Origin of the sequence: Flavobacterium polysaccharolyticum (genome assembly GCF_038739875.1) — a bacterium.
Taxonomy (GTDB): domain Bacteria; phylum Bacteroidota; class Bacteroidia; order Flavobacteriales; family Flavobacteriaceae; genus Flavobacterium; species Flavobacterium polysaccharolyticum.
Genome location: NZ_JBCGDP010000010.1, coordinates 23,126 through 40,698 on the forward strand (window position 1 = coordinate 23,126; position 17,573 = coordinate 40,698).

The 17,573-nt window shown below is 34.7% G+C and carries 13 protein-coding genes, 3 tRNA genes and 1 CRISPR repeat array; of the genes, 6 read left to right on the top strand and 10 right to left on the bottom strand.

All coding sequences use genetic code 11. The features are described 5' to 3' along the window. Positions 1 to 26: 26 nt before the first annotated feature. The 4 genes from WFZ86_RS11160 to WFZ86_RS11175 all read left to right on the top strand — a co-directional run bounded on the left by WFZ86_RS11160 (position 27) and on the right by WFZ86_RS11175 (position 6,399). A complete protein-coding gene (locus WFZ86_RS11160; RefSeq protein ID WP_342691988.1) occupies positions 27 to 1,109 on the top strand; it encodes an efflux RND transporter periplasmic adaptor subunit in 1,083 nt (360 codons plus the stop codon). Between the two features lie 25 nt (positions 1,110 to 1,134). Beyond that, a complete protein-coding gene (locus tag WFZ86_RS11165; protein WP_342691989.1) occupies positions 1,135 to 4,299 on the top strand; it encodes an efflux RND transporter permease subunit in 3,165 nt (1,054 codons plus the stop codon). Continuing rightward, entirely contained in the window at positions 4,292 to 5,722 is a 1,431-nt protein-coding gene (locus WFZ86_RS11170) for a TolC family protein (protein ID WP_342691990.1), read from the top strand. Before WFZ86_RS11165 ends, WFZ86_RS11170 begins: the two co-directional genes overlap by 8 nt. 158 nt (positions 5,723 to 5,880) lie before the next feature. Beyond that, entirely contained in the window at positions 5,881 to 6,399 is a 519-nt protein-coding gene (locus tag WFZ86_RS11175) for a DUF421 domain-containing protein (protein ID WP_342691991.1), read from the top strand. Positions 6,400 to 6,445: 46 nt separating this feature from the next. Here the strand turns inward: WFZ86_RS11175 and WFZ86_RS11180 are convergent. The 3 genes from WFZ86_RS11180 to WFZ86_RS11190 form a co-directional block, all read right to left on the bottom strand. Then, positions 6,446 to 6,528, bottom strand: a tRNA-Leu gene (locus WFZ86_RS11180). A 43-nt stretch (positions 6,529 to 6,571) separates the two neighbouring features. Continuing rightward, a tRNA-Lys gene (locus tag WFZ86_RS11185) sits at positions 6,572 to 6,644 on the bottom strand. A 38-nt stretch (positions 6,645 to 6,682) separates the two neighbouring features. Beyond that, positions 6,683 to 6,755 (bottom strand) — tRNA-Lys (locus WFZ86_RS11190). Positions 6,756 to 6,881: 126 nt separating this feature from the next. Between WFZ86_RS11190 and WFZ86_RS11195 the strand changes: the two genes are divergently transcribed. Continuing rightward, on the top strand, positions 6,882 to 7,400 hold the full coding sequence (locus tag WFZ86_RS11195; RefSeq protein WP_342691992.1) for a shikimate kinase: 519 nt from the start codon (positions 6,882 to 6,884) through the stop codon (positions 7,398 to 7,400). Here the strand turns inward: WFZ86_RS11195 and WFZ86_RS11200 are convergent. Next, a complete protein-coding gene (locus tag WFZ86_RS11200; RefSeq protein ID WP_315144595.1) occupies positions 7,392 to 7,892 on the bottom strand; it encodes a phosphoribosyltransferase domain-containing protein in 501 nt (166 codons plus the stop codon). The two genes, WFZ86_RS11195 and WFZ86_RS11200, sit on opposite strands and share 9 nt — an antisense overlap. Before the next feature lie 84 nt (positions 7,893 to 7,976). Further along, positions 7,977 to 8,375 (bottom strand): RNA-binding S4 domain-containing protein, encoded by a 399-nt coding sequence (locus WFZ86_RS11205; RefSeq protein ID WP_342691993.1) that lies wholly within the window; start codon positions 8,373 to 8,375, stop codon positions 7,977 to 7,979. A 78-nt stretch (positions 8,376 to 8,453) separates the two neighbouring features. Here WFZ86_RS11205 and bamM point away from each other — a divergent pair, with 78 nt between their 5' ends. Further along, positions 8,454 to 9,422 (top strand): BamM family beta-barrel-assembly machinery protein, encoded by a 969-nt coding sequence (gene bamM, locus WFZ86_RS11210; protein WP_342691994.1) that lies wholly within the window; start codon positions 8,454 to 8,456, stop codon positions 9,420 to 9,422. A 237-nt stretch (positions 9,423 to 9,659) separates the two neighbouring features. On the opposite strand, the gene WFZ86_RS11215 is transcribed toward bamM, so the two are convergent. From WFZ86_RS11215 to cas2, 5 genes are all read right to left on the bottom strand, one after another. After that, positions 9,660 to 10,613 (bottom strand): transketolase family protein, encoded by a 954-nt coding sequence (locus WFZ86_RS11215; RefSeq protein ID WP_342691995.1) that lies wholly within the window; start codon positions 10,611 to 10,613, stop codon positions 9,660 to 9,662. Between the two features lie 130 nt (positions 10,614 to 10,743). Then, positions 10,744 to 11,592, bottom strand: coding sequence for a transketolase (locus tag WFZ86_RS11220; protein WP_342691996.1), 849 nt, complete (start codon positions 11,590 to 11,592; stop codon positions 10,744 to 10,746). 317 nt (positions 11,593 to 11,909) lie between these two features. Next, positions 11,910 to 12,224 (bottom strand): rhodanese-like domain-containing protein, encoded by a 315-nt coding sequence (locus WFZ86_RS11225; RefSeq protein WP_342691997.1) that lies wholly within the window; start codon positions 12,222 to 12,224, stop codon positions 11,910 to 11,912. A 1-nt stretch (position 12,225) separates the two neighbouring features. Continuing rightward, positions 12,226 to 12,519, bottom strand: a complete 294-nt coding sequence (locus WFZ86_RS11230) for a rhodanese-like domain-containing protein (protein WP_342691998.1) — start codon at positions 12,517 to 12,519, stop codon at positions 12,226 to 12,228. Between the two features lie 86 nt (positions 12,520 to 12,605). Next, positions 12,606 to 17,050: a CRISPR direct-repeat array (repeat unit 46 nt; unit sequence GTTGTGAATTGCTTTCAAAATTGTATTTTAGCTTATAATTCCCAAC). A 114-nt stretch (positions 17,051 to 17,164) separates the two neighbouring features. Continuing rightward, the gene (cas2, locus tag WFZ86_RS11235) at positions 17,165 to 17,512 is read right to left on the bottom strand and encodes a CRISPR-associated endonuclease Cas2 (protein ID WP_243234943.1); all 348 of its coding nucleotides are present in this window, start codon (positions 17,510 to 17,512) and stop codon (positions 17,165 to 17,167) included. Positions 17,513 to 17,573: the final 61 nt, after the last annotated feature.

Consider the following 17,573-nt stretch of genomic DNA (forward strand, 5'->3'; position numbering starts at 1 on the left):
ATAAATTTTAATTCCCAATTTACATCATGAAGAAAATAATCATGTGCACAGGCTTGATGGCCTTGTTGTGCTTAACCAATTGTACCTCAAAAAAAGAAGAAAAGGAAGAGCAAGTGAAGTTTACGGTAACCAATCCTATCGCTATCGATACTTCATTTACCAAAGAATATGTTTCTCAAATTCGTTCCATTCGTAATATAGAACTGCGTACTCAAGAGAAAGGTTTCCTTCAAAATATTTATGTAGACGAAGGACAATTTGTAAAAGCAGGTCAGCTTTTGTTCCGAATTATGCCAGGCTTGTATCAAGCGGAGTTTCTAAAAGCACAAGCCGAAGCAAAAGGAGCAGAAATTGAACTTCAAAATGCAAAAACATTAGCCAATAAAAACATTGTTTCTAAAAATGAGCAAGCAATGGCTCAAGCCAAACTAGATCAGGCAAGAGCTGAGGTTGCTTTGGCGAAATTGCATTTGTCATTTACAGAAATTAGGGCGCCATTTGACGGAATCATTGACCGAATCCCCAAAAAATTAGGAAGCCTTGTAGAAGAAGGTGAGTTACTTACCAGTCTTTCGGATAATACTAAGATGTTTGCTTATTTCAATGTGTCTGAACCAGAATATTTGGAATACCAAAACAATGTAAAAGGAAGAGGAAGTAGTACGGTTGGATTGCTTCTGGCTAATGGTGAAGCGCTTAAATACAAAGGAAAAGTAGAAGTAATTGAGAGTGAATTTGATAATGAAACTGGAAATATTGCTTTTCGTGCTAGTTTTCCTAACACAGATCGATTACTGAAAAACGGACAAACGGGAAAAGTTTTAATGAAAATTCCAGTTAGAAACGCCTTGATTATTCCCCAAAAAGCTACCTATGAAATTCAAGATAAAAAATATGTTTTTGTGGTAGGTAAAAACAATGTGTTGAAATCTGTTGAAATCACGATTAAAGGAGAAATGCCAGACGTATATGTTGTGAATACTGGAATAACAGCTGCGGATAAAATTGTCTTAGATGGTATTCAGAAGGCAAATGATAATGATAAGATTACCTATGATTATCAAAATCCAAAAGAAGTTTTGGCACACTTGAGATTAAAGACAGAGTAGCGTTTAACAATTTAAAAGATAAAAAATGTTTAGCAAATTTATACAAAGACCAGTATTGTCGATAGTGATATCGCTAGTTGTTGTCTTTTTGGGTGTATTGGCAATGACCAGTTTACCTATAACACAATTTCCCTCAATTTCCCCTCCTAAAGTAAATATCACGGCAGATTATCCTGGTGCAAATGGTGAGTTAATGGTGAAAGCTGTAGTTATTCCTTTAGAAAGAGCGCTGAATGGTGTTCCTGGAATGAAATACATTACTTCTGATGCAGGGAATGATGGTGAAGCTTCTATTCAAGTAGTCTTTAATTTAGGCACAGATCCTAATCAAGCGGCTATTAATGTGCAAAACCGTGTAGCATCGGTCATCAATAAATTACCTCCTTTAGTAGTAAGAGAAGGGGTGAAGATTACACGAGAAGAACCTAATATGCTTTTGTATGTCAATTTATTTAGCAAAGAAAAATCTGCAGACCAAAAATTCTTATACAATTATGCTGATATTAATATTCTATCGGATTTAAAAAGGGTAAATGGAGTAGGTTTTGCTGATATTTTAGGTAATCGTGACTATGCGATGCGTATTTGGTTGAAACCAGACAGAATGTTAGCGTATAAAATTTCCGCCGATGAAATAATGGAATCCTTGAGTAACCAAAGTTTGGAAGCTTCGCCAGGAAAAACAGGAGAAAGTTCAGGGAAAAGATCTCAAGCTTTTGAATATGTTTTAAAATACAAAGGACGATACACGACTAAAGAAGGTTATGAAAATATTGTAGTTAGGTCCAATGCTAACGGAGAATTACTTCGTTTGAAAGATGTGGCCAATGTCGAATTTGGAAGCTCTATGTATGACATCTATTCTAGTATTGATGGAAAACCTTCAGCAGCAATTACAATCAAACAGTCATATGGAAGTAATGCGAGTCAAGTTATTAAAGATGTAAAAGCAAAACTTGAAGAATTAAAGAAATCGTTTCCCAAAGGAATGGATTACGAAATTAGTTATGACGTTTCAAAATTTTTGGATGCTTCTATTGAAAAAGTAATTCACACGCTTGTTGAGGCTTTTGTTTTGGTAGGTTTAGTAGTCTTTTTGTTCTTGGGAGATTGGCGCTCTACCTTAATTCCTGCCATTGCGGTACCGGTGTCTTTAATAGGAACATTTGCTTTTATGCAGCTCTTTGGAATTACAATTAATTTAATAACGCTTTTTGCTTTGGTTTTAGCCATTGGAGTCGTCGTTGACGATGCGATTGTGGTCATCGAAGCGGTGCACGCCAAAATGGAAGAGGAACATCTCTCTGCTCGAAAAGCGACTAAAAAGGCGATGAGCGAAATTGGTGGAGCTATTATAGCAATTACCTTTTTGATGGCGGCTGTTTTTATTCCTGTTGCTTTTATGTCAGGACCTGTAGGGATTTTTTACCGTCAATTCTCGATAACAATGGCTACTGCGATTATACTTTCTGGAATTGTAGCACTAACCTTAACGCCTGCATTGTGTGCATTATTGTTGAAAAATAATCACGGAAAAGAAAGACCTAAGAATTTGGTGAATCGTTTTTTAGATGGTTTCAACAATAAGTTCAATACACTGTCAAAAGGATATCAAAAGGTATTAGCTATATTAATAAATAGAAGATCCATTTCATTAATTGTATTGATTGGATTTTGCGCAGGGATCTTTTTCATCAACAATAGCCTTCCTTCTGGCTTTATTCCTAGTGAAGATCAAGGGATGTTTTATGCTATTATTCAGACACCACCAGGTTCTTCACTCGAAAGAACCAATCAAATTGCTCAGAAATTACAAAAAGTAGCCGAAAAAATTGAGGGTGTAAAATCCGTTTCGGCTTTGGCAGGGTATGAGATTCTAACCGAAGGTACAGGGTCCAATACTGGAACTTGTTTGATTAATTTGAAAGATTGGAAAGAACGCGATCACAATGTAGAAGAGATCATTAAAGAATTAGAAGAAGAAACTAAAAATATTTCGGGAGCGACAATCGAGTATTTTCAGCCGCCTGCCGTACCGGGCTATGGAGCCGCTGGTGGATTTGAGCTGCGATTACTTGATAAAGGAGGCTCTGGAGATTATAAAAAAATGGAAACAGTAAGTAAGGACTTTGTTCGTGAATTAAAAAAACGTCCCGAATTAACCTCTGTTTTTACGTTTTATAGTGCAAGTTTTCCTCAGTATATGCTCGATATCGATAATGATTTGGCGCAACAAAAGGGAGTGAGTATAGAGAATGCAATGAATACTTTGTCGACATTGGTAGGAAGTAATTATGAAACTAACTTTATCAAATACGACCGTCAGTACAAGGTAATTGTTCAGGCCTCACCTGAATACAGAGCGCTTCCAGAAGATATTTTGAAATTGTATGTCAAAAATGATAGAGATGAGATGGTTCCTTTTTCGGCTTTTATGAAAATGAAAAAAGTGTATGGTCTTTCTGAAATTACTAGACACAATATGTACAATGCTTCCGAAATTAGTGGAGCTCCTGCTATTGGGTACAGTAGTGGAACGGCCATTGAGGTGGTAAAAGAGGTGGCTGCCAAAACGCTTCCTAGAGGTTTTGGGATTGATTGGGCTGGAATTTCGGCAGATGAGGTAGCAAGAGGGAACGAAGCAGTTTATATTTTCTTGATTTGTTTGGGCTTTGTTTATCTCGTTTTAGCGGCACAATACGAGAGTTTTGTTTTGCCGCTGATTGTGATTTTATCCTTGCCAGCTGGAATTTTTGGAGCCTTTTTATTTCTAAAACTTTTTGGATTAGCTAATAATATTTATGCTCAGGTGGCATTTGTAATGCTAATCGGTTTATTGGGTAAAAACGCCGTACTGATTGTAGAGTTTGCCGCCCAGAAGCACAGTCAGGGCGCCTCTGTTCTTGATGCTGCAATGGAAGGAGCTGCGGTTCGTTTTCGCCCTATTTTAATGACTTCTTTTGCATTTATTGCGGGATTAATTCCGTTAGCAGTTGCTACAGATCCTGGAAAAATAGGCAATAGAACTTTAGGATCTGCAGCAGCTGGAGGTATGTTTGTAGGTACAGTTTGTGGGGTTTTAATTATTCCTAGCTTGTACTACATTTTTGCCAAAATTTCAGAAAAATACAAATTGTCTAAGGACGAAGATGAAAATCCATTCACCGAATATTTGAATCACAATGAATAAGACAAAGTTTAAAAGATATATAGTACTACTAAGTTTTGGTTTAGTGGTCATCAGTTGTAGTCCAACATTAACTCCTTTGGCAGCGACCAAAGGAGTTCCCGAGTCATTCGATAAAAAAACGGATACTACCAATACTGCAACAATGCCGTGGCGTACCTATTTTAAAGATCAAAATCTGATCAACTTGATAGATATGGCCTTAAAAAACAATCAAGAATTGCAAATCACTTTGCAAGAGATTGAAATTGCTAAAAATGATATCCGAGTGCGAAAAGGAGCTATTTTGCCCAAAGTAGCAATAGGTGCGGGTTCAGGAGTTGAAAAAGTTGGAAGGTATACCAGCCAAGGTGCTGGCGATGCCTCTACCCAAATAAAACCTGGAAAAGAAATGCCAAATCCTTTGGGAGACTTTAAATTAGGAGCTTATGCCAACTGGGAAGTTGATATTTGGAAGAAATTGCGCAATTCCAAAAAAGCCGCAGTCAATAGGTATTTGTCTACCATTGAAGGTAAAAATTTTGTGACTACCAATCTTATTGCAGAAGTAGCAAATTCCTACTACGAGTTATTGGCATTGGATAGTCAACTCGAAATTGTGAAGAAAAACATCGCCTTGCAAAGCGACGCGCTAGAGATTGTTAAAGTTCAAAAAGAAGCTGCGAGAGCTACAGAATTAGCGGTGCAGAAATTTCAAGCTGAAGTTTTGGCTTCAAAAAATATGGAATTTGATATTCTTCAAAGCATTAAGGAAACTGAGAATAAAATCAATTTTTTGCTAGGGCAGTATCCTCAGGAAATTAAACGGGACAGGAGTGATTTGGTAAAATTGTTGCCTAATACGCTGTATTCTGGTGTTCCTTCTCAATTGCTAACCAATCGCCCTGATGTTAAACAAGCAGAATTTGAATTGGAAGCAGCAAAACTCGATGTGAAAACTGCTCGTGCAGAATTTTATCCCTCGCTAGATATTACGGCATCAATTGGAGTAAATGCTTTCAAACCGACTTATTTATTTACATTTCCGGAGTCGTTGTTGTATTCTCTAGCGGGTGATTTGGTAGCGCCTATAATTAATAGAAATGCAATTAAAGCCGAATACAGTTCTGCTAATTCACGTCAGATTCAAGCGTTGTATAATTACGAACGCACTGTTTTGAATGCTTTTGTAGAAGTGAGTAGTCAAATGTCTAGAATCGATAATTTAGAGAAAAGTTATACTTTAAAATCGCAACAAGTGGCGGCAATGAACCGTTCGATTGATGTGGCTGGTGATTTGTTTAAGTCTGCAAGAGTAGATTATTTTGAGGTTTTAATGACACAAAGAGATGCTTTGGAATCACAACTTGAACTTATTGCTACCAAAAAAGAGCAATTCAATAGTGCGATTACACTTTACAAAGTGTTAGGTGGAGGTTGGAAATAGTTTGCTTTTTGTTGATACAAAAACCGCAAAAGCTTAAGGAAAGTGATTGCGGTTTTTTATTTGTTAGCTTAAGGTTTGTCAATCAAAATACAGCTAAAAGTACTTACCTTTGAAGGGCTTAGGAGTAAGAATAGAGTGTTAAATTAATTTTTAGACTAATGAATGATCCGTATATAGAAGTAGTTTTTCGAAGTGTTAGCGTGTACTTGTTCATGATAATTGCGCTTCGCGTTTTTGGAAAAAAGCAATTGTCACAGTTGAATACGGCCGATGTGATTTTGATTTTATTGATCAGTAATTCGGTTCAAAATGCAATGGTTGGAAGTAATGTTTCTCTTATGGGCGGTATACTTGCTGCTTTGTCTTTATTTGTTATGAATCTTATTTTTAAAAAATTGGTATTCAAGTCTGAGTTGATAAAAAGTTGGATACAAGATAAGCCTCAAATTTTAGTCCATAATGGTAAAATTGAATTTGAGACCGCAGCCAAGTTAGGAATTACTTCTGAGGAATTAGAGGAAGTGATGCGTGAACATGGAATAGAACATTTTAGAGATATCAAGTTGGCTATGCTTGAAATTGATGGTGATATTAGTATGATATCAGGTAATAACACCTTACGACAGACACATCATAAACGAAAAATCCACAAATCACTTGGGGATGTGGGAGAGTAATAAATTAAAAAAGGTATAAATGAAATTCATTTATACCTTTTTTTTGTGACCACGGTGGGATTTGAACCCACACGCCCTTACGAGCACCACCCCCTCAAGATGGCAAGTCTACCGTTTCTCCACGTGGCCTTCAAATAAAAAAAAGGTCATTCACCGTAGCGAACAACCTTTGTGACCCGACTGGGGCTCGAACCCAGGACCCCATCATTAAAAGTGATGTGCTCTACCGACTGAGCTATCGAGTCAATCATTCAAGAAACTAATGCGTAGTTCACAGTATTTGTGACCCGACTGGGGCTCGAACCCAGGACCCCATCATTAAAAGTGATGTGCTCTACCGACTGAGCTATCGAGTCATTTCGTTTCTTGAATGCGGGTGCAAATATACGTACTTTTTTTTCAAGTTTCAAAGCAATTTTATTATAAATTTGTCTTTTTTAATTAAAAAGCCACAATGCCTTAATTAGTAAGGTTTTATTGCCATGAAAAAAATTATATTATTAGGGTATATGGGCTGCGGTAAGTCGACCATTGCCAATAAACTGTCTGAAAAGACAACTATTCCTTTTTTGGATTTAGATCAATATATAGAAGAAAAAGCCAATTTAAGCATCAAAGAACTTTTTGAAAAGCACGGAGAAGTCTATTTTCGTAAATTAGAACACGAAGCTTTTGTAACGCTTTTAGAGCAAGAACAAGCCATAATCCTTGGTCTTGGTGGAGGAACTCCTTGTTATGCGAACAATCACGAATTATTGCTACGACCTGATGTAATCTCAATTTATCTAAAAGCTTCAGTGACTACTTTGTTCGAAAGATTGTCTAGAAATAAAAGCAAACGCCCTTTGATTGCTAATTTAAACGATGCCGAATTACAAGAATTTATTGCCAAACATTTATTCGACAGAAGCTATTATTACAATCAAGCAAAATACAAAGTAGCTGTTGATGGTAAAACAATAGATGAAACGGTTGATGATATTCTAGCTTTATTAGCTTAAATAGGCATAGCTGTTTCCTGAGTCTTCAAAAACTACTTGAACATGTTCGAACAAGGAAGTAGATAATGAAATTCCTTTAAAATCAGCTTTTACGGGATATTTTTTGTGATTTCTGTCAATGAGTACCGCTGTTTTGAATTTTTTTAGAGGAACTTCTAAGAAATGACGAACGGCATAAATTAATGTTGTTCCTGAATTCAAAACGTCATCAACTAAAACCAATCCTTTGTCAGTATAGTTTTCTTTAGCCAATGAAGTGCGAATAGCCAAATCAGGTTGGTGTTTGTTGAGCTCGACTTCGCAAAGCGAAACTTTAATAGGAGCAATCAAGGCTAGAGCAGCAGCAATTTTTTGAGCAAATACAAAGCCGTTTTTGGTAATCCCAGCGAGTACAATTTCTTCTTCGTCTACAAAGGTTTCATAAATTTGGTAGGCAATTCGCTTGATTTTGTGTTCTATTTCTTGATGGGTTAGAATGATATTTTGGCTCATAGTTTTTATTTTGAAAGGTACAAAAGGAATAATTTGAGTTTGATTTTAGAGATGATTTTTTTATTTATTTTAGAAGTTTGCTCATTATAAAAGGGAGTCCTCTTCTTCGTCCTCTACAATGATATTGCCAAATTCATCAATGTCACGACGGTCTTTTTTAGTTGGGCGTCCAGTTCCGTTTTTTCGATAATGTTCTTTTGAAAGTTTTAGTAATTCTAAATGTTGATAGACTTCTGCCGGGGTGTCATTGCGTCGATATATGTCGACTAATTTCGCGCCTACACGACTTTCTGGGATGTCTAAAACGGTTATGATTTGGGTAATTTGATCTTTACGAAAGGTGATTTTGTCTGTAGGGAAAACTTCTTTTGAAGCTTTAGCTACTTGACCATTTACGGTTACATGATTTTTTTTACAAGCCTCGGTAACCATATTTCTGGTTTTGTAATAACGAACGCACCATAAATATTTATCTATTCGCATATATTTTCAAAAATCAAAGTTAAATAGTTTATCAAAATCAATCTAAATTGTATCTTGCGCACTCAAAAAGCAGTACTAATGAACAAAATTAAGTTTTATTTTATTTTATCAATGCTATCCTTGGCATTATTTTCATGTTCTAAAGACAAAGACGAGGAGGTAACACCACCAAGAGAATTTAGTGTACAATATGCCACTGACATTAAAGACATTGAAGAATATTTAAAAACTTATTATATTGAAGAAGTTACCACAAACTTCGATATTAAGATTTCTAAAATTCCTACAGGAGGTTCTCAGAAATCAGTTTGGGATCAAACGACTTATCCACTTCAATTCAGAGAGGTGAATTTACATGGATTAAAGTACAAACTGTATTATTTGATTTTAAATGAAGGAGTTGGAGTTTCACCAGTTAATATAGATAGTTATTATGTAGCGTATAAAGGAGATTATTTACAGCAAGTTACTAAAGAATCAGTTACTACGCTTACAGTAACCGAATTTGAAAGAAATAGTTTTACTTTGCTTTCAGGTGTTATAACAGGATTTTCCGAATTCATGCCTAAATTAAAGACAGGAACTTATAGTTCTAATCCAGATGGTACAGTAGCATATAAAGATTTTGGGGCTGGTGTGGTTTTTATTCCTTCAGGATTGGGGTATTATAATAGTTCACAGGGTAGTATTCCCGCTTATTCGCCGCTTGTCTTTAATATTAAAGCTTATGAAATCCAACGTAATGATCAAGATGGCGATGGTATTCCTTCATATTTAGAAGATTTAGATGGTGATGGCTATATGTATAGTTTTACCAATACTACTTTGTATCCGACCAAACCCACTACTAATTTGGATGACACAGATGGTGATGAGGTGCCAGATTGTTTTGATGTAGATGATGATGGAGATAATTATACCACCAAATTAGAGCGTTCTTATAAAGATGCTAACGGAGTGGTCAAATACTATGATTTTGCAAACATTCCTTTGTGTACTGGAGGTAACGGTAAGAAAAGACATTTGGATCCAAAATGTCATGATTAAAAAAATATATTTCTTAGAATATTTGAAACCGTTCCTAAATTTGGAACGGTTTTTTTTTTTGGAGTCAACTTAGGTTTTGGTTTACTTTTTTAGTTAGCAATACAAGATAATAGTGCTTCGTGTAATCTCAGTTTTTGGTTGGGTTTCAGTATAATTTAGAAGTAATGATTTAAAACGTCAAGGCATAAAAAAATCCCGCCAAGTAGTACTTGACGGGATAAAATAAAAACGCTAATATTATTTTCTAGCCAATACACGCTCAACAGCGGCTTCAATCGCTTGATGATTCAATTGGTATTTTTCCATTAATTGTTCTGGGGTTCCAGATTCTCCAAAGCTATCGTTAACGGCTACGAATTCTTGTGGAGCAGGCGTGTTTAAAGCTAAAACTCTAGAGACGCTTTCGCCTAAACCGCCTAAGATATTGTGTTCTTCAGCTGTTACCACACATTTAGTTTTGGTAACTGATTTCAAAATCGCTTCTTCATCCAAAGGTTTGATGGTGTGAATGTTGATGACTTCGGCAGAAATTCCTTTAGCTTCCAAAGCTTCTGCAGCGATTAAGGCTTCCCAAACTAAGTGACCTGTGGCAACAATCGTAACATCTGTTCCTTCGTTTAATAAAATAGCTTTTCCAATTACAAAAGGTTCGTCGGCTGGCATAAAGTTAGGCACCACTGGACGACCAAAACGTAAATAAGCAGGACCATGGTGATCTGCTAAGGCAATTGTAGCTGCTTTAGTTTGGTTGTAATCACAAGTGTTGATTACTGTCATACCTGGTAACATTTTCATTAAACCAATATCTTCTAAGATTTGGTGTGTAGCTCCATCTTCACCAAGCGTTAATCCTGCGTGAGAAGCACAAATTTTTACATTTTTGTCAGAATATGCTACCGATTGACGAATTTGATCGTAAACACGACCTGTAGAAAAGTTAGCAAAAGTTCCTGTAAATGGAATTTTGCCTCCAATAGTTAAACCAGCTGCAATTCCAATCATGTTAGCTTCTGCAATTCCGATTTGGAAAAAACGCTCTGGGTGGTTTTTTTTGAAATCATCGAATTTTAATGACCCAATTAAATCCGCACAAAGTGCTACTACATTTTCGTTCTTCTGACCCAATTCTGTCATTCCCGCTCCAAAACCTGAGCGAGTATCTTTACTACCTGTATTTGTATATTTTTTCATAAGCCTCCCCCAACCCCTCCAAAGGAGGGGAGTTCCTATTGGGGTAAATAGGATTTATATTTTTTTTTCTTTTTTCTTTTCTTTTCTAAGTTTCTTAAGCTTTTATTTCCCCCTTTGGGGGATAGGGGGCTTAATAATCTGCTAAAGTTGAAATGTTTTGTGCTAATCCATTTTCTAATTGAGCATCATTAGGTGCTTTACCATGCCAAGCATGTGTATGCATCATGAAATCTACACCATTACCCATTTCAGTATATAATAATACACAAACAGGTTTTCCTTTTCCTGTTTTAGCTTTAGCTTCAGTCATTCCAGCAATAATTGCATCGATGTTGTTTCCTTCTTTGATTTCAAGAACATCCCAATCAAAAGCTTCAAATTTAGCTTTTAAGCTTCCCATGTTCAATACTTCATCAGTAGTACCATCAATTTGTTTTCCGTTTACGTCAACAGTTGCAATAAGGTTGTCTACATTTTTGGCAGAAGCATACATAATAGCTTCCCAGTTTTGACCTTCTTGCAATTCGCCGTCTCCATGCAAAGTATAAACGATATGTGAATCTTTATTTAATTTTTTCGCTTGAGCAGCACCCAGAGCAACCGATAGACCTTGACCTAAAGAACCAGAAGCCATTCTAATACCTGGTAAACCTTCGTGAGTAGTTGGGTGTCCTTGCAAACGAGAGTTTAATAATCGAAAAGTAGCCAACTCAGCTACAGGGAAATAACCGCTTCTAGCCAATACGCTATAGAATACTGGGGAAATATGACCATTAGACAAGAAGAAAACATCTTCTCCAATACCGTCCATGTCAAATCCTTCTTTGCGATCCATTAAGTATTGATAAAGAGTAACCAAAAATTCTGTGCATCCTAGAGAACCACCTGGGTGTCCAGAATTAACAGCGTGTACCATACGAAGAATATCTCTTCTAACTTGGATAGTTAAATCGTTTAATTGTTGTGTGTTAGGCTTCATTTTGTGTGTAAAAGTTAAACTGGTGCAAAAGTAATTTTTATTTTCGGGAAGACCAATGATTTTGTATGCAATTTCAAGAGAATGTTGAGGTCACTTCTAAATTTTAAAACTGCGTAGGAATTGTAATAAAAAAGACCAGCGAGAAGCCAGTCTTAAATTAATTAAAGTCAAGGATTGAAGAAATGTAAAGTCAAGAACATCCTTGTTCTGTAGTGTTTGCCTATTCATGATTCATGCTAATAACTACAAGCCATAAACTAGATGCTTTGAACTATAAACAATTAACCATAAACTACAAATCCTTAACATCAAAAGGTTTACAATTTGCTTTTTAGACTACTCCAGCCACCACCATTGTACACTTCGGTGTAGCCACTTGCTTTTAAGATGCTTTTGGCTGAGGCACTTCGCATGCCCGATGCACAACACGTAATAATGACTTGGTTTTTATTTTTTAATTGGTTTAAATTTTGACGTAACACATCAACAGGAATATTAAGAGAACCTTGGATGTGACCTCCGTTGAATTCACCTTTGCTGCGTACATCTACGATTATGGCGCCTTGTTGAAGTAATGTTTTATAATTTATGGCTGGCCCCAGACCTAAAAGGCGTTTTAAAAAAGTTAGCATATTAATCGATTTTGTTTTGTAAGGATTGATAAAAATTCACGTTTAACCAAGAGCCGCCATTCAGACACTCTATGCCTTGTTGTGATAGGTAATGTTCAGCTTGACCGCTCCGACCGCCAGAAGCACAACACAAAATAAGAGGGCTTGTTAAGGCTTTGATTTCTTCCATGCGCTCTGGAATTTCATTTAGCGGAATATTGATTGAAGTGGCTACATGTCCGCCCATAAATTCCTCTCGGGTTCTTACGTCTACAATGGTACCGCGTTTTTCTTTAATGAAATGTTCTACTGTCATAAGAATTCAATTTTGTTTTTTGTTTGACTAAGGCAAAAGTAAAGGTACAAAATGGTTTTTTGAGTAACAATTGTTACATAACTCTCGTTGTGAATTGCTTTCAAAATTGTATTTTAGCTTATAATTCCCAACGAGTGGTATGTTGTTATAAACCACGTCGTTGTTGTGAATTGCTTTCAAAATTGTATTTTAGCTTATAATTCCCAACAAATATTAGAAAGGACAACATCAAAATCAAGTTGTGAATTGCTTTCAAAATTGTATTTTAGCTTATAATTCCCAACCTATTTTAATATCTGATTTAGCCATATTTTGTTGTGAATTGCTTTCAAAATTGTATTTTAGCTTATAATTCCCAACTTTTCTGATGGGGATTTAGATTATGTTTTTGTTGTGAATTGCTTTCAAAATTGTATTTTAGCTTATAATTCCCAACAGTTGTTATGAATATAGTATCAATAAATCAGTTGTGAATTGCTTTCAAAATTGTATTTTAGCTTATAATTCCCAACCAGCCTAAATTGAAGGTTAGATTCTGACCGTTGTGAATTGCTTTCAAAATTGTATTTTAGCTTATAATTCCCAACTTCAAAAGGCGGTGGAATGGGAATCATTTCGTTGTGAATTGCTTTCAAAATTGTATTTTAGCTTATAATTCCCAACACAAAATCCATATAAAGTATCTCCTATGTTGTTGTGAATTGCTTTCAAAATTGTATTTTAGCTTATAATTCCCAACGAAAAACTTAAATACAACAACTATTTTATTGTTGTGAATTGCTTTCAAAATTGTATTTTAGCTTATAATTCCCAACTACAAAAAAGCGCAGGAAAAGTACCAGCTTGTTGTGAATTGCTTTCAAAATTGTATTTTAGCTTATAATTCCCAACACAATCAACAACAGAAAGCAAAGGACGTATGTTGTGAATTGCTTTCAAAATTGTATTTTAGCTTATAATTCCCAACCGATAGTAAGAAATGAACTCACAAAAGCACGTTGTGAATTGCTTTCAAAATTGTATTTTAGCTTATAATTCCCAACACAAACAAAAGGCGTTGCGTGATGCCGCCGTTGTGAATTGCTTTCAAAATTGTATTTTAGCTTATAATTCCCAACCTTTGACAGCTTTGGAAATCCCCTTGGTTAGTTGTGAATTGCTTTCAAAATTGTATTTTAGCTTATAATTCCCAACCTGAAACTGGCTTGGTTAAATCTATATCCAGTTGTGAATTGCTTTCAAAATTGTATTTTAGCTTATAATTCCCAACTTAGCATTTTGTAAAGATATAAAAAAACCTGTTGTGAATTGCTTTCAAAATTGTATTTTAGCTTATAATTCCCAACTTTACCAGATATTACTTTTATGCTTTCGGAGTTGTGAATTGCTTTCAAAATTGTATTTTAGCTTATAATTCCCAACCTTTCCCATTAGCTCCAGAACCTGCCCCAGGTTGTGAATTGCTTTCAAAATTGTATTTTAGCTTATAATTCCCAACATAATCCGGCATCAAAATAACGTGCATTCTGTTGTGAATTGCTTTCAAAATTGTATTTTAGCTTATAATTCCCAACCGAGGTTTTCCGTTAATTAACTCGTGTTGAGTTGTGAATTGCTTTCAAAATTGTATTTTAGCTTATAATTCCCAACTCACGAATATTATTGTTGTCCCAACAATTCGTTGTGAATTGCTTTCAAAATTGTATTTTAGCTTATAATTCCCAACAATAGAAGATTTTAAGATTAAAAGTCATTAGTTGTGAATTGCTTTCAAAATTGTATTTTAGCTTATAATTCCCAACTTAATTTTTCTAAAAATACGTCCATTTTAGGTTGTGAATTGCTTTCAAAATTGTATTTTAGCTTATAATTCCCAACACAACAACTGTTGGAACAAATGTATTTCTAGTTGTGAATTGCTTTCAAAATTGTATTTTAGCTTATAATTCCCAACAATATAATGCAAACCTAAAACAAATTTTTCGTTGTGAATTGCTTTCAAAATTGTATTTTAGCTTATAATTCCCAACACATTTGTAGCTAGATTGCGTCACGCAGTAGTTGTGAATTGCTTTCAAAATTGTATTTTAGCTTATAATTCCCAACAATATTCCTCTCTTTTTGTATCAATTGATTGTTGTGAATTGCTTTCAAAATTGTATTTTAGCTTATAATTCCCAACCACCAAAAAAAACAAACTTTAAAACATTGTGTTGTGAATTGCTTTCAAAATTGTATTTTAGCTTATAATTCCCAACACGTATTATATTTTTCATTATATTTACGCAGTTGTGAATTGCTTTCAAAATTGTATTTTAGCTTATAATTCCCAACCTTTGAACCAGGTTTGTTCATCCATCCTTCGTTGTGAATTGCTTTCAAAATTGTATTTTAGCTTATAATTCCCAACCACGTTTGCTTTATAAACCCCGTCAATCATGTTGTGAATTGCTTTCAAAATTGTATTTTAGCTTATAATTCCCAACAGACCAACAGGACTGTTTGCCCCAATCATGTTGTGAATTGCTTTCAAAATTGTATTTTAGCTTATAATTCCCAACAAGTTTGGGCTTGGTTTATTGAAGGCTTGAGTTGTGAATTGCTTTCAAAATTGTATTTTAGCTTATAATTCCCAACATATATAAAAACATATGATAACAACGGCTCGTTGTGAATTGCTTTCAAAATTGTATTTTAGCTTATAATTCCCAACGTCCGATATTTGGCAATTTATAGACGCCCGTTGTGAATTGCTTTCAAAATTGTATTTTAGCTTATAATTCCCAACATGTATTTCGTGAAGCAAAGGTGCCAGTTGGTTGTGAATTGCTTTCAAAATTGTATTTTAGCTTATAATTCCCAACTGACTGAAACGGCTGATAAAATTTCAATTTGTTGTGAATTGCTTTCAAAATTGTATTTTAGCTTATAATTCCCAACAATCGTGGGAACGTTAGCAAACATTGATTAGTTGTGAATTGCTTTCAAAATTGTATTTTAGCTTATAATTCCCAACGATATTTTCTAATGCAGCATCAATCGTATTGTTGTGAATTGCTTTCAAAATTGTATTTTAGCTTATAATTCCCAACATATTGCAGTAAGGCTTTCGAGCCTTACTGTTGTGAATTGCTTTCAAAATTGTATTTTAGCTTATAATTCCCAACAAATAAGTGTGAGGGAGATTATAACTTTCTGTTGTGAATTGCTTTCAAAATTGTATTTTAGCTTATAATTCCCAACTCTTGTGGACTACGCGCGTTTTCCAATGCTGTTGTGAATTGCTTTCAAAATTGTATTTTAGCTTATAATTCCCAACAAGTTAGGCGATAACTTGCTCAGCATCGTGTTGTGAATTGCTTTCAAAATTGTATTTTAGCTTATAATTCCCAACTGGAATTTCGGCTGTTTTGCCGTTGTCGTAGTTGTGAATTGCTTTCAAAATTGTATTTTAGCTTATAATTCCCAACTTTATTTTCTGGCTCTGTATTGCTGATATTGTTGTGAATTGCTTTCAAAATTGTATTTTAGCTTATAATTCCCAACATCAAAAAAGATATAAAACAATACTGCATCGTTGTGAATTGCTTTCAAAATTGTATTTTAGCTTATAATTCCCAACGCATAACATCATCCGTATTGCCATCAATGGTTGTGAATTGCTTTCAAAATTGTATTTTAGCTTATAATTCCCAACGACTTGGAATGAAAGTATCTGGATTCTGTTGTTGTGAATTGCTTTCAAAATTGTATTTTAGCTTATAATTCCCAACCAGTATTCAGTTTTTAACATTAGACGTTATGTTGTGAATTGCTTTCAAAATTGTATTTTAGCTTATAATTCCCAACAGAAGCAGAATTAGTATTAACAACAAACGGTTGTGAATTGCTTTCAAAATTGTATTTTAGCTTATAATTCCCAACCTACATAATATGGAAGCAAAGCAAAGAAAAGTTGTGAATTGCTTTCAAAATTGTATTTTAGCTTATAATTCCCAACTCATTGGAGCAGGCTATGTTACCATTTATGTTGTGAATTGCTTTCAAAATTGTATTTTAGCTTATAATTCCCAACTTTAAAATTTGAATATTTAACCTATGATGAGTTGTGAATTGCTTTCAAAATTGTATTTTAGCTTATAATTCCCAACTCTTGCGTTTGCATACCCATCAGTACGTCAGTTGTGAATTGCTTTCAAAATTGTATTTTAGCTTATAATTCCCAACGGCACCTTCGAAAAGTATATTGCATGTTGCGTTGTGAATTGCTTTCAAAATTGTATTTTAGCTTATAATTCCCAACATAATGGCTAATTTTGTAGAATACGTAACTGTTGTGAATTGCTTTCAAAATTGTATTTTAGCTTATAATTCCCAACCTAGTTGTAGCTATGATTATTTACATTTTAGTTGTGAATTGCTTTCAAAATTGTATTTTAGCTTATAATTCCCAACCGCCTGGTACAATTTCTTGGACATGACAAGGTTGTGAATTGCTTTCAAAATTGTATTTTAGCTTATAATTCCCAACATATATCGAGTTAATCGACTGATATGTTGGTAGTTATGGGTTGTTTTTGAAGCTAAAAAAAAGCATTATTTATGTACTGAGCTTCAGAAGATTATCCTTTTTTTAAATTCTAGTTTAAAAAAGTTCTAATTGTTGCGATGGTTTTTCAGGTTCTACTGGTTTCTTCCCATAAAAAAGTTCCATCATTCCAAATTGTTTGTCTGTGATTTGCATCACACCAATTTTTCCGTGTTCGGGCAGACTGTTTTTGATTCTTTTGGTGTGGACTTCTGCATTTTCACGGCTCGCACAAAAACGCATATAGATGGAAAATTGAAACATAGAAAAGCCATCATCCAACAATTTCTTGCGAAATCCACTGGCAATTTTACGCTCTTTACGTGTTTCGGTGGGCAGATCAAAGAATACTAATATCCACAAACTTCTATATTGGTTTAAACGGGTGTAATGTTCGTCATACATATAGCCTCCTAACCCCTAAAGGGGGGAATTAATAGTATCGAAATAAAAAGGTTTTTTCATT